Genomic DNA, 11,699 nt, shown 5'->3' on the forward strand with positions numbered 1-11,699 from the left:
AAAGGACCGATGTGTCCGCGAAGCAGACGGAATCCGTATCAGCAGGTCAGATTATTGCCCGTAGGAACACCCAGGCGCCCGGCAAAATCCGTGTAGTAGCGGCCTCGGTTCAGCATGCCTTCGCGTCCGGGCCCGCCGTTACATTCAATGCCCCCGTTGATCGCGCGGATCGTTTCCCCGAAGCCCGCCCCGCTCACCATGGCGTCGTGGGGCGTGCGGGCGGCCTGCGCCCGCTGAGTCATCCAGTACCACAGCGCCGTTTTCCAGGCCACAGCCGAGTCCGTGGCCACGAGGTCCGGATTGTTCAGCAGGTCAATGCCCAGGGCCGCGCCGGCTGTGCGGTAGTTGTAGTCCCAGGACAGCTGCATCGGCCCGCGCCCGTAATACTGCTTGCCGCCGCAGTTGCCCGACGAGCAGTAGCTGTTCCAGTTGGCCTGGTTAATTTCCCGGATATAGACCAGGGCGCCGGTTTCCTGGTTGACGTTGGCCAGGAACGCGGCGGCTTCCTGCTTCCGGACCGTGTCGCTACCGGTATTCGCAAAGGCAGGGTAAGCCCGCATGGCCGTGGTCAGGCCAGCGTAGCTATAGAACGAATTGCGATTAGGGAACATCTGATTGAACAGGGCTTCAGACACCACAAAGCCGCCAGACGAGGGGGGGGGCGTGGTGCTGCAGGTGGTGGGCTGCCAGTACCAGGTGCTGATGGTGGGGTCGGTGCCGTCACTGCCGTTACTGCCGACGTTGACCAGTTTGTAGTACTGGCCGTTGCCAGGATAACGCACGACCGTACCCAACGTGTAGTTCACGCCCCGAGTCCAGGTGGCTGCGTTGCAAGTGCTAGAGGGAGGCGGTGTCGTGGTGGGCGGGGGAGTCGTGGTCGGAGGCGGCGTGGTGCTGCCACAGCTGCTGATGACCGTCCAGGGCTGGCCGCTGCCGGCGGGGCCGTTCCGGGAAGCGGGCGAGTCACCCTGCGTCCAAAAGTTGGCCCGGTAGGCCTTCCCACTGGCAGTGACGGTGTCACCCTGAACGTAGGTGGCGCTGGACGACCAGACGGCGCAGGTAACGGCCTGGGCAGTGAGGTTCGTCGGGGCGGATGGTGCAGCGCCGCAGGCCATAAGGGCTGCCCCTAACGCCGTAGCGAAGAGGACTCGTGTAGACCAGTGGTGGGCAAATGAACGACTTAGCATAGGACATTCCTCCAGAAAAACGGCTAAGGCTCGGCTGAAGCCGATGAACGCGGCGCTCAGATGAAGCAGCGGCCGAAAACGGACTGATTTGAGGCCGTTACGGTAACATTTTTCTTCGCCGGAGGCAAGTTGGAAAATTATTTCCACTCCGCCTTTCAGGCCGTTGATGGTCGCAGCTGGAATCCCGTGTCTCTACCTTTACAGTGCGCGAGCCGCATGGGCTGAGCCCATAACACCAACCGGTGCAGACGAGAGCGAGCGCTGGGCTATGACGCCGCAAGATAACCAGAAGCAGGGAGACGCCTCACAGGTCAGGCAGTCCGTTTGCTGGCTGCTCAGCTCAGAACACTGTCGCGCCAGACAGAATAGGCTTCTGAAAAACGCTGGCTGCGCCGTAGTCAAATAGGGTCTCTGGTGATGTTTTTTCACCATCTCGGTGCGCCTGAGCTCGTCTTCGATTGACCTGAGTGCCGTATAACTTCAGCTTTTCGCTGTCCTCCAGAAGCTTGGAGGCCCAGGGCTTTTGCGGTGTGCCCCTCGCGCGCTACCCTGACCCTATGAACGCCTGCCCGCTGTCTGGAGCGCTGCGCCCACGCGCCGCTGCCAACGACATCGCGTGTGCCCTGCATGCCTGGTGGTGCGCCCAGCTGGGCCGGCCGATGAGCGCGCAGCACGGTTGAGCCTCTTTCGCCCGCTGCCGCCACCCGCCCTCACCAAGGAGCTACCCATGACCACCCCTACTGTCCAGTTTGCTCTGGACCGACTGCCCGTTCCCGCCCACCTACTCGACCAGGATGCCCGCGACCCACTGGCCCACAAGCGTCAGGAATTTGTGCTGCCCGGCGGTGTGATTTACCTCGACGGCAACAGCCTGGGTGCCCTGAGCCGCCGCGTAACCGAGCGCCTGACCCGCGTGACGACCCAGGAATGGGGACAGGCATTGATCGGCTCCTGGACAGCAGGCGCCGCCCAGGGACAAGACTGGATGGGCCTGCCTGACCGCGTGGCCGCCAAGCTGGCCCGCCTGATTGGCGCGCACCCCGATGAGGTGGCGGTGGGCGACAGCACCAGCGTCAATACCTTCAAGGCGCTGGCCGCCGCCCTGGCCACAGCGCACCCTGGCCGCCGCGTGATTCTGACCGATCAAGACAACTTTCCCACCGACCTCTATGTGGCGCAGGGCCTGATTGGTTTGCTCGGCGAGCGGTACGAGCTGCGCCGCGTACCCGCCGACGACCTCGCCACGCACCTGAACAGCGAGGTGGCAGCTGTCCTGCTCACCCAGGTGGACTACCGCACCGGCCGCTGCCTGGAGCTGGCGGCGGTCAGTGCAGCGGCGCGCGCGGCGGGCGCCCTGACGGTCTGGGACCTGGCGCATTCGGCGGGCGCCTTTCCAGTCGAGCTGAACGCGGCGGGCGCCGACTTTGCGGTGGGCTGCGGTTACAAGTACCTGAATGGCGGCCCCGGCGCCCCGGCCTTTCTGTTTGCCGCCCGCCGTCACCACGCGGCCCCAGTGGCCCTGAGCGGTTGGATGGGACACGCCGACCCCTTTGAGATGGCCCGCGACTTTCAGCCGGCTCCTGGCGCCCGCCGCTTCGTGACCGGCACGCCAATGGTCCTGAGCCTGAGCGCGCTAGACGCCGCCCTGGACGTTTTTGAAGACGTGGATCTGCAGGCCCTACGGACCAAATCGCTGGCCCTGACCGATACGTTTATCGCACTGCTGGACCCGGTCAGCGAGCGCCTGGGTCTGACCCTGGTGACCCCGCGTGACCACGCCCAGCGCGGGTCCCAGGTCAGTTACCGTCACCCGGACGCCCGAGCCGTGATGGCTGAGCTGATTGCAGCGGGCATCGTGGGCGACTTCCGCACGCCAGACATTCTGCGCTTTGGCTTCACGCCGCTGTACCACTCGTTTGCCGATGTCTCCCGCGCCGCGCAGGGCGTGCAGGCGGTTCTGGAGGCCCGTGCATGACCCGGCAGGGCGCCCCCCACCCCGACGCCCCTGAACAGGCGCATACCGACTTTACCCGCAGCCTCAGCTACGGCGACTACCTGCAACTGGACATCCTCAAGAGTGCCCACCAGCCGGTGACGGCGGCCCACGACGAGCACCTCTTTATTGCCGTTCACCACGTCTCTGAAGTCTGGCTGGAACTAATTATCCGCGAACTGCGTGCCGCCATGGCCCAGCTGGAAGGCGGCATCACCGACGCGCCGCTCAAGGGCCTGACCCGCGTAGTGCGCGCCCAGGAGCAGCTGACGAACGCCTGGGAAGTCCTGAAAACCATGACGCCGGCTGACTACCTGCAGTTTCGCCACGCTTTCGGGCAAGCGTCCGGCTTTCAAAGTGCCGCCTACCGCCATGTGGAATTTCTGCTGGGCAACCGGCACGCGGTCTTGCTCAAGCCGCACGAACACCGCCCCGAGGTGTACGGCCCCCTGCAAGCTGACCTGCTGGCTCCCAGCGTCTATGACCTGACTCTGCGCCTGCTCTCGGCACGCGGCCTGGCCATTCCGTCCGAGGTGCTGGCCCGCGACCTCACCTTGCCCCCCGTTCTGAATGAGGACGTGCTGGCCGCCTGGCTTCAGGTGTACCGCGACCCGGAACACTACTGGGACCTGTACGAACTGGCCGAAAAACTGCTGGACGTAGAAGACAACTTTCGCCGCTGGCGCTTTAACCACATGACGACGGTGGAGCGCACGATTGGCTTTAAGCGTGGGTCAGGCGGAACCAGCGGCGCCGCGTACCTGCGCCGCGCCCTAGAAACGGTGCTGTTCCCAGAACTGTGGGAGATTCGGACACGGTTGTAAGGCGGTGAAAGAGAAGGAGCCGGAAGAGTGCTGACTTCCGGCTTCTTCTTTTGAGATGTTCGTGCGGGCGCCTGTAGGACAAGCAGGCTTAGCGACCTTCTTCCGTCCGGCAAATCTTTTCTAAGAAAGCGTCCAGCTTAAGCTGCCCTGGCCGTGATTGGTCATCCACGTGGCCGGCCTCACAGCACTTCAGAAAATACCTGCGTGCCCACTTAAATACCGCTCCCGCACAATCTGCCGGTGATGCAGCTCATGCCCGGCAATAATGAAGCCTAACGCCTGCACCGTGAACTCAGTTCCGTTGGCGGTCACGCGGCGCTGCCAGTCTCCGGGCTCAAGGTGACGCAACAGATGCAGGGTGTTGTTCCGCACCACCTGCAACCCATCAGACAGCGCGTCTATAGACAGGTGCGCCACGTTCCAGGTCGCCGCCCAGGCCTCATCGTCATAGCCTGCAAGCGCGGTCTGATGGTCTCCACGGGCAGCCCGCAGCGCCCGGTAAGCAAAGACCCGCTCTGTATCCACCATGTGGCCGAGCACCTGCTTGAGTGTCCATTTGCCAGGTGCGTAGGCGAACGCCGCTTGCGCGTCTGTCAGGGTGCTCAGCAGCGCGCGGGTCTCTCCTATGTTCTTTTCCAGCGTTTCCAGAATGGGGGCGGTGTCAACCAGCGCCACATACGTTTCGTAGAACGGCGAGTAGTCCGAAGGCGCTGGGCGCGACGCAGGGCTCATGGCCGAATCGTATCGCGGCGCCCTTGAATGGCGCGGCACTGGCATATCAAGACCGTTAGATGCTTTGAACAGCTGGCTGTCTGCTGGGGTTGTGGCGAGGTGTCGGAGAGGGTGATTCAGTCATAGACGCCCATTTCCAGCGACCTCGCCTGACTGTTGAAACAGCGCCCCTCACTTCCCTGAGAAGGTGAGTGCTGCCCGGCCGCTGAAGTTGTCCGTCACAAGGGGCACACCTGTTACCGCCACCTGACCACCCTTCAGCGTGCCTTTGTACACTGTGCCGCCCATAGACGTGAAGGTGAGCTGACCGGCAGCTGTGATCACGAAGTTGCCCACATCATTGGCCGTCTTTTTCAGGTTCTTCTCGTTGTCCATCCAGTTCCATTCCAGAGAATAGGTGCCCGTGTTGGGCTCGCGGGCCGTGGTGTTCAGGCGCAGGAGGCCTCCCGTGAGGCGCATCACCCGCTTTTCATAGGGCACGGTATTGGGCAGAATCCGGGGCAGCACACGGCCGCCAAACGCTTTCAGCGGGTATTTGCAGCTCAGCAGTTCGGAAATGGGACCAGAGCAGGTGGACAGCGGCGACGATGGAGCGGCCTGGCCATTCAGGCTCAGGGCTAACGCAGAGAAGGCGATGAGGGCAGCGATACGGGTCAGCGAAGGCATGGCGTGACCTTAGAGCCAGGGCAGTGACACAGGGGTGACACCTGGAACTGGTGTTCCTCTGTGGCCCCATTGTGCGTGCTCCAGTCAGATGGACAACAGAGCGTCACGCTGATGTCATCCCGCGCCGCGCATGCTCGCAGCATGAACCGAATCCTGTCACTGACTGTTCTCACACTCGCCCTGGCCAGTTGCGGGGGCACAGCGCCGCTGCCTTCCGCACCCTTTATCGTCGGCCAGGTGGATGTCACTGGCCTACAGCCGGACGCCATCAGCCACACCGCTGTAGAGGGGGTGCCGCACATTCCTGTGCCGGTCGCTCTCAATGGTCAGTTTCAGCTGCCTCTGCCGGCCAACCCCAGCCCTGACGGCACGTTCTACGGTTCACCCCTGTGCAGCGGCACGGTCATCCAGAGCAATACGCAGGCGCAGTTTATGACCCTGTCCACCGACCGGCTGCGGCTGTGGCATCACGGCACGCTTCAGGGCTTCGTGACCACGCGCTGGCTTCAGGGTGACAACGTCCAGACCTATGAATACGTGTATGCCACCCTGCCGACCATCGTCCGGGGAGAGCAACTGTGCGGCAACATAACCAAAACGTTTGCCCTTGATTACCAGCAAGGCTGGAATCTGGTGGAGTGGACCCTGACAGGGAATCATCTCACCCTCGGCAGTGTCGCCAACCAGCGCCTGACCTGGCGCCGGCCCTGACCTGCGGGGACTGCCTGACCGCTTCTGCACACGCCACCTGTCCCAAACCATCCCCGGAGTGATATGACCTGCCCACAACGTTCTTTTCTGACCCTTGCCGTTTTGCTGAGTGCCTGCACGGCCCAGGCCGGCGGCGCTGAGCCGCGCACTCCCTTTGCCGTTCTGCGGCGGGCGGGCCTCTCTGAAACGCCGAGATTTGAACAGGCCCGCGCCTCGTTTACCGTGTGGCGCTGGAGCAGTCAGCCACCACTGTTTCTTCTCGCATCTTCAGAGGCGACGCAGCCCAGCAGCGCCGGGCAACTCCGCGCCTTTGAAGTTTGGGGCAACCTCCGACCACAGGAGAGCACTTCGTCCGTGCTGACGGCACTAACCCAGGCAGCCACGGCACTTGGGGCTGGGTGCCTTGGTCATCTCCCGCCCGCCCCGTTGCTGACGGCCCTCAAACAGGCGCCCACTTTGCCTGTCGGCTGGTCCCGGCAGTGGCCCGGCGGCTGGTCCCTCACGGTTCAGGCGGGGGCCACCGCAGGAGAACGGCAGGTCAAGGTGGCCGGCAAGTTGGCCGCCCACCGCAAGCCCAGTTGCGACATGCCAACCACCTGATTTCTTTGACCAACGAGGTGAGGGCACCAACCAGGAAAGCTGGGCACAGGTTCTCAAGCGGTCTGGCCGCCAAATTCCCAAGCCCACCGCTTCAAAACCGCGCCACCGGAAACCAGTTTGCGGTCTCCGGTGGCTTCTGGGTGGCTATTCTCAGCCTGGCACTCCCTCAGGGATTTTCAAGAAAGAGTTCCAGCGTTTGCCCGTAGTGGCTGTCATAGGTGAAAGCGGCCAGAACAATTAGGGAAGCCTTCTGTTGACCGCGCGAACTCAGGAGGAGCGGCTGCTTGACTCCGTTCAGCACCTGAGTCGCACTGACCTTGTAGCGGCCAAGTGGAACGTCCGGCATGCCATAGCCAGGCTTGTTTTTGACGCTAAAGGGCGCGGTGCTGCCCGCCGCGTTCGGGCCGTCCGGGGTGAAGGTGAACTCAAGCTGGTCGTAATCCACCTCGACATTCGAATGGCTGAGGTAGGTGTAGACCTTGCCGCTGGGAGCGTTGCTGGCCTTGTAGGTAAAGTCCCGCACAGCCCCCTTGGAGCCGTCAAAGGGCGTGTCGTTGTCGGGCGAGAGGCGCACCTCAAAGGGCTGGCCGCCCACCTCGCCGCGCAGGTAGGCGCCCGCGTTCCAGGTGCCAGGCTGCTGCGCCAGGGGAATGCGGTAGCGGCCCTGAGCGTCCGTTTTGCCCACCGCATTCATGTTGTAAAAGGCGGTATGGTCGGCAAACACCTCAACGCCAGCGATAGGGTTGCCCTTGTCATTGCGCACCGTCCCCGTCATGACATAGGCGGCCGCCTTGTCACTGCCTGCTGCTGTGCCTGAGGCCACGCGCGTCAACGTCATGGTGCCCGGCTTGCCCTTGGACCAGGTGTAGGCGCCATTCAGGGTATTGCCTTTCAAGGTCGCCTTGACGGTGTTCGTGCGGCCATCGAAATACTTGAAGCTGTAGGTCACGAGGTTCCGGGCTGCGTCCCAGGTGCCGGAGACTGGAAAGTCTTTCTGGGCAAAGCGCGTCAGGCCAGTCACGCGGGTGCCCTGCAAAGTCAGGCTGACCTCCACATCGTAGAGGCCGTCAATTTTGCCCTTCCAGGCGCCGCTCAGGGGACTGGCCGGGGTGGTCGCCGCGAAGGCCACGCCAGTCCCAGTGGACAGGGCGGGAAGGGCGGCGGGCAGGGCGAAAAAGGCGACGGCGAGCAGGCGTGCATAGGTCATGGTGGTGTCCTCCTGAGCAGGAAAGTGCGCTCTCAACACCCAGAGGATGCACGGGCCAGGATGATGGACCGATGGTGCCCCAGCCTCATGCCATTTTTGTTTGGAAAGCCCGGCTGATGGCTGCCCGGAACAAGGCGTCAGGCTGACTGTTCCTGACCGAATGAAGTCAGCAGTCGAGGGCCTGATTCAGCCATGCGGCAAACCTGGAGAGGAACGCGCGACTCTCAACTTGCCTTCCGCGCAGCGTCGTGGGGAAGTCCTGCCTGACGCCGGCCAGGCCATACTGCACAGCAGTCATCTCGCAGACTCTCTCTTCGGTCAGGCGTGTCAGTCTCTCGCTGGGGCCGCCTAATGCTGCTGACGACTCAGTGGCGACCCCGCTTACCGCTGACCATCCGCCCATCATGCCCCGCGCGTCACCCTAACGCCATGACACGTCGCCTCACCCGGCCCCTGGCGCTTACCGCCACCTTCTTCGCCTCTTCTGCCCTGGCCGCCGGGTCCTGGGTATCACTGAGTGACCAGACCATCCTGGGCCCCGAAGCAGCAATGCGCGCCCAGGTGGCGAAACTGAGCGGCGAGGCCTGCAAGCCGGCCGTGCGTGATTTCAAGACGCCCGGCCTCGCCCCCACCAGCGGCCTGAACATTGACGAGGTCATCCGGTCACTGGAAAAAATGCTGGCCACCCTGGCGCCCGGCGACCCGGCCCGCGCAGGCCTGGAACATTCGCTGAAAATGGCACGTGAACAGAAAGAAAAAGGCACCAAGGTGCTGCCCCTGCCGGTGCGACGCGAGAAGGGGGCGATGACCTTCGAGACGGCGCTGAAGACAGCCGAGGCGCTCGTGGGGACGCCAGGCCGCCAGGCGACGGGTAGCACCTCGTCGGACGTGGCAGCGGCGCTGGCCGCCAAGAGTCCCAAAGCCGCCCTGGCCCTGCTGCTGGCCGGGCACCGCGCAAAGCCCAAAGACCCGATGACCCTGGTGAACCTTGCGGGCGTCCTGACCCTGTCGGGGTTACCGCGCGAGGCCATCGCCGTGCTGGACCGCGCCGCCGAGCTGGGCGGCACCCTGCCTGCGCCAGGTGGCGTACCGGGACAGGCGGTCGCTCTGACCAACCGGGGACACGCCTTCCTGGGCCTGGGGCGCTGGAGTGAAGCGCAGGCGCCCCTGAAACAGGCCCTGGCGCTGGCCCCCGACCTGGCCGAGGCGCGCATGAATCTCTCCAAGGCCCTGCTGTGCAGCGGCGATGTGGCGGGCGCCACGCGCGAGCTGCGGGTGGCCCTGCGGCGCACCGTCGCCCCCGAAAACAGCGACCTCATCGTGACTGAAGACACGCCCAACACGCACGGCGACGACCTGAAGCCGCGCGAGCAGGCCTCCACCCGCCGCGCCGCACGCACCCTGTTTGACCTCTCGCGCGGGGCAACCTTTGACCTGCCGCAGCTCAAGTTGCCGCGCGACCGCCGCGAGGCCATCTCGATGCATGGGCAATACGAGGCCCTTGAGCGCAAAGGCGAGGGCATTCTGAACGGCCTGCACGCCCGCGCCACGGCCGTCAATCTCTCTCAGGTGCTGGACCCAGGGGAGCGGCGCTGGTTCGAGCTGGTCAATGGGGTCATTACCACCTCGGTCTTTGAGCCGGAGGTCTGGCCGTCGTACCAGTCGGCGTATGCGGCGCACTACGCGCTGCACAAGGCCTTTCGCCCGCTGTCCGATGAACGCAACAAGACGATTGAAGCTGGTATGAAAGCGCTGCCCTCGCCTCACACCTGCGCCGACGTGGACCGGGTCTATGACGACGCCTACCAGACATACATGGACGCCCTGCGGCCTTACGTGAAGGCGCAGGAACAGGCGATGGCCCGCTTTGTCTCGGCGCGCGTCAAGTTCGAGACGGCGCTGGCCGCCAACCTGCCCGACCCCAAGGTGCGGGCCGCCAAACGCGCCGCCATCGAGGCCTCTGCCAAATCGTCTTTTTACGGCCCAGTGGTCTACGCTGCCGTCCTGCTCAGTGACGTGCCTGGGCTGTTCTGTAGCGGGCAAAAGGTGCAGGAGGTGCCCCTTGAGCTGGCCGAGTTGCCCACGCTGGACGCTGACCCCTGCGGCGGGCTGCTCTCGACCATGAAAATGAAGTCCAAAGTGCCGTCGGCCGCCCTCAAGGCGTCGGGACTGGGCCTGAGCTGGTCCCTGAGCTGCAAGAAGATTGACATCGAACTCTCGACGTCCTCGCTGCTGGGTACGGACTGGCTGGGGGGCTTTGCCCAGGCGAGCCTCGACTGGAACGGCAACGCCACCATCTTTACGGGGGTCAAGGCTGAATTCAAGCTGCCCAAAGGGGTGCCAGCCACCGGCGGGCTGGGGGCTAAGGAAGGCCTGTACATCAAGTTCAGCCGTGACGGGGTTCAGGACGCTGGCATGCGCGTGGAACTCAAGGGGTCGCTGGGCGCAGGCCCAGACGCTTCGACCGGCCTGTGGGAGGGCAAGATAGAGCAGGAGTTTGGCATAGCAGCGGCGGTGGCCTACTGGCGCGAACGCTGAGCAGGAAGGGCCGGGCAGGGAGGTCGCTGAAGAGAGGCGGCCTCCCCTTTTCTGTTCTTGTCAGTAAGCCGGGAGTAGAACTTGAGGCTGATGGCACGTTCTCGTCAGGATGATGGCTCAGCTGAACACTGAACTTCAGGGCAGGTACGAAGACGACTCTCCCGTTGCACTTCTGACAGCTTTGGCTGGAGAGATACCGTCCACTTCACGAAGGCCGTCGTCTTACTGCTCAGTCTCTCCCCACGCAGCCCTCTAAATCCGCCTACCTCAGACACCCAGGGTGGTGGCTGCCTTCTGTAGGGCCCCCTGGGGAACGTCTCAGGGCCAGCAACTCCTCACAGCTAGAAAAGCCTGACCCTTCTGGGCAAAGGAGGCCCGCAAACACATACCCAAGCGAGAAGCGCAAGCATCGGCTGGCCGCAAAAAGCCCAGGCTTCGGGACCTGGGCTGGACAGAGGAGGCGATTGGGGCTTCTGCTCGTGGTGTGAACCTCGTGTCCTTGACGCTTGCTGTGGCCAGAGCTCTCAGGGCAACCGAGTGCTGAATGACATGCGAATCCCGTACATATTGTTCTTGAAGGTGTTCACCGCTGAGGCAGCCCAGGTGTCGCTGCCCTCCGCCTGCACGAGCACCGGCTGACCGGTACTGAGTTTTGCCGTCATGCGGTAGCGGCCCAGCGGCACGTCTTTCACCACCGACGTGGTGGGGCGAATGACTAGCGCCTTGCCCTGGCTGCCATCAATCAGCGGCCCCTCGGGGGTCAGGGTCACGATCAGGTCGCCGTACGCAATACCGTCGCCGTGATAGACGTTGACCTGCTCGCCCAGCACCCCGCCTTCGTAAGGACCATTGAGTTTCCAGACAAAGTCCCGCACGGCGCCTGTGGTGCTCTGAAAAGCCGCCCGGTCATTCGGGTAGATCGTCATGCGGAAGCGGTCGCCCTGATAATTACGCTCCAGGGTTGCGCCGGGGCGCCACTTGCCCACGTTGTGGGGCAATTCAATGCGGTAACGCCCCTTGGCATCCGTCTTTGCCACCACGTTCATGTCGTAGTACACCGTGTTGTCGGCGTAGACTTCCACGCCAGGCACGGGCTGCCCTCCAGCGGTCTTGACCACACCCGTCATCACGTAGGGAACAGGCCTACTCGCGGCCCCCAGGGCCAGGCTGCCAAGTCCAGCAGCGGTCAACAGCGCCAGCGATGTCACGTTTTGCATTCTTCTCTCCCCGGACTGGCCAAG

The 11,699-nt window shown here is 63.7% G+C and carries 11 protein-coding genes; 6 read left to right on the forward strand and 5 right to left on the reverse strand.

The window, feature by feature from the left end; translation table 11 throughout:
• Nucleotides 1-38 precede the first annotated feature (38 nt).
• Complete coding sequence (locus K7W42_RS03270) at nucleotides 39-1,115, reverse strand: glycoside hydrolase family 19 protein (RefSeq protein WP_224572236.1); 1,077 nt, start codon at nucleotides 1,113-1,115, stop codon at nucleotides 39-41.
• A gap of 629 nt (nucleotides 1,116-1,744) precedes the next feature.
• On the opposite strand from K7W42_RS03270, the gene K7W42_RS22870 reads away from it, so the two are divergent.
• From K7W42_RS22870 to K7W42_RS03280, 3 genes are read left to right on the forward strand one after another with little or no spacing between them, the layout of a single operon-like run.
• On the forward strand, nucleotides 1,745-1,867 hold the full coding sequence (locus tag K7W42_RS22870) for a hypothetical protein (protein ID WP_255638987.1): 123 nt from the start codon (nucleotides 1,745-1,747) through the stop codon (nucleotides 1,865-1,867).
• 47 nt (nucleotides 1,868-1,914) lie between these two features.
• A complete protein-coding gene (kynU, locus tag K7W42_RS03275; protein WP_224572238.1) occupies nucleotides 1,915-3,162 on the forward strand; it encodes a kynureninase in 1,248 nt (415 codons plus the stop codon).
• The gene (locus tag K7W42_RS03280; protein ID WP_224572240.1) at nucleotides 3,159-4,004 is read left to right on the forward strand and encodes a tryptophan 2,3-dioxygenase; all 846 of its coding nucleotides are present in this window, start codon (nucleotides 3,159-3,161) and stop codon (nucleotides 4,002-4,004) included. Before kynU ends, K7W42_RS03280 begins: the two co-directional genes overlap by 4 nt.
• Nucleotides 4,005-4,193: 189 nt before the next feature.
• Here the strand turns inward: K7W42_RS03280 and K7W42_RS03285 are convergent, their stop codons facing one another.
• Nucleotides 4,194-4,736 carry a DinB family protein gene (locus K7W42_RS03285; RefSeq protein WP_224572241.1) on the reverse strand — a complete coding sequence of 181 codons (543 nt, stop codon included), beginning with the start codon at nucleotides 4,734-4,736 and terminating at the stop codon, nucleotides 4,194-4,196.
• 171 nt (nucleotides 4,737-4,907) lie between these two features.
• Entirely contained in the window at nucleotides 4,908-5,402 is a 495-nt protein-coding gene (locus K7W42_RS03290; RefSeq protein ID WP_224572242.1) for a hypothetical protein, read from the reverse strand.
• A 141-nt stretch (nucleotides 5,403-5,543) separates the two neighbouring features.
• On the opposite strand from K7W42_RS03290, the gene K7W42_RS03295 reads away from it, so the two are divergent.
• Both K7W42_RS03295 and K7W42_RS03300 read left to right on the forward strand, forming a co-directional pair.
• Nucleotides 5,544-6,113, forward strand: coding sequence for a hypothetical protein (locus K7W42_RS03295; RefSeq protein WP_224572243.1), 570 nt, complete (start codon nucleotides 5,544-5,546; stop codon nucleotides 6,111-6,113).
• A gap of 63 nt (nucleotides 6,114-6,176) precedes the next feature.
• Complete coding sequence (locus tag K7W42_RS03300) at nucleotides 6,177-6,713, forward strand: hypothetical protein (protein WP_224572244.1); 537 nt, start codon at nucleotides 6,177-6,179, stop codon at nucleotides 6,711-6,713.
• Between the two features lie 166 nt (nucleotides 6,714-6,879).
• Here the strand turns inward: K7W42_RS03300 and K7W42_RS03305 are convergent, their stop codons facing one another.
• The gene (locus K7W42_RS03305) at nucleotides 6,880-7,920 is read right to left on the reverse strand and encodes a hypothetical protein (protein WP_224572245.1); all 1,041 of its coding nucleotides are present in this window, start codon (nucleotides 7,918-7,920) and stop codon (nucleotides 6,880-6,882) included.
• A gap of 429 nt (nucleotides 7,921-8,349) precedes the next feature.
• Between K7W42_RS03305 and K7W42_RS03310 the strand changes: the two genes are divergently transcribed.
• A complete protein-coding gene (locus K7W42_RS03310) occupies nucleotides 8,350-10,458 on the forward strand; it encodes a tetratricopeptide repeat protein (protein ID WP_224572246.1) in 2,109 nt (702 codons plus the stop codon).
• Nucleotides 10,459-10,982: 524 nt separating this feature from the next.
• On the opposite strand, the gene K7W42_RS03315 is transcribed toward K7W42_RS03310, so the two are convergent.
• On the reverse strand, nucleotides 10,983-11,675 hold the full coding sequence (locus K7W42_RS03315) for a peptidase associated/transthyretin-like domain-containing protein (RefSeq protein WP_224572247.1): 693 nt from the start codon (nucleotides 11,673-11,675) through the stop codon (nucleotides 10,983-10,985).
• Nucleotides 11,676-11,699: the final 24 nt, after the last annotated feature.

This window comes from Deinococcus betulae, assembly GCF_020166395.1.
GTDB classification, from domain to species: domain Bacteria; phylum Deinococcota; class Deinococci; order Deinococcales; family Deinococcaceae; genus Deinococcus; species Deinococcus betulae.

What these genes read in the sequence shown, in the direction of transcription:
- K7W42_RS03270 (WP_224572236.1), bottom strand. Translation starts at nt 1,115, where the DNA reads ATGGCCTGCGGCGCTGCACCATCCGCCCCGACGAACCTCACTGCCCAG.
- K7W42_RS22870 (WP_255638987.1), top strand. Translation starts at nt 1,745, where the DNA reads ATGAACGCCTGCCCGCTGTCTGGAGCGCTGCGCCCACGCGCCGCTGCC.
- kynU (WP_224572238.1), top strand. Translation starts at nt 1,915, where the DNA reads ATGACCACCCCTACTGTCCAGTTTGCTCTGGACCGACTGCCCGTTCCC.
- K7W42_RS03280 (WP_224572240.1), top strand. Translation starts at nt 3,159, where the DNA reads ATGACCCGGCAGGGCGCCCCCCACCCCGACGCCCCTGAACAGGCGCAT.
- K7W42_RS03285 (WP_224572241.1), bottom strand. Translation starts at nt 4,736, where the DNA reads ATGAGCCCTGCGTCGCGCCCAGCGCCTTCGGACTACTCGCCGTTCTAC.
- K7W42_RS03290 (WP_224572242.1), bottom strand. Translation starts at nt 5,402, where the DNA reads ATGCCTTCGCTGACCCGTATCGCTGCCCTCATCGCCTTCTCTGCGTTA.
- K7W42_RS03295 (WP_224572243.1), top strand. Translation starts at nt 5,544, where the DNA reads ATGAACCGAATCCTGTCACTGACTGTTCTCACACTCGCCCTGGCCAGT.
- K7W42_RS03300 (WP_224572244.1), top strand. Translation starts at nt 6,177, where the DNA reads ATGACCTGCCCACAACGTTCTTTTCTGACCCTTGCCGTTTTGCTGAGT.
- K7W42_RS03305 (WP_224572245.1), bottom strand. Translation starts at nt 7,920, where the DNA reads ATGACCTATGCACGCCTGCTCGCCGTCGCCTTTTTCGCCCTGCCCGCC.
- K7W42_RS03310 (WP_224572246.1), top strand. Translation starts at nt 8,350, where the DNA reads ATGACACGTCGCCTCACCCGGCCCCTGGCGCTTACCGCCACCTTCTTC.
- K7W42_RS03315 (WP_224572247.1), bottom strand. Translation starts at nt 11,675, where the DNA reads ATGCAAAACGTGACATCGCTGGCGCTGTTGACCGCTGCTGGACTTGGC.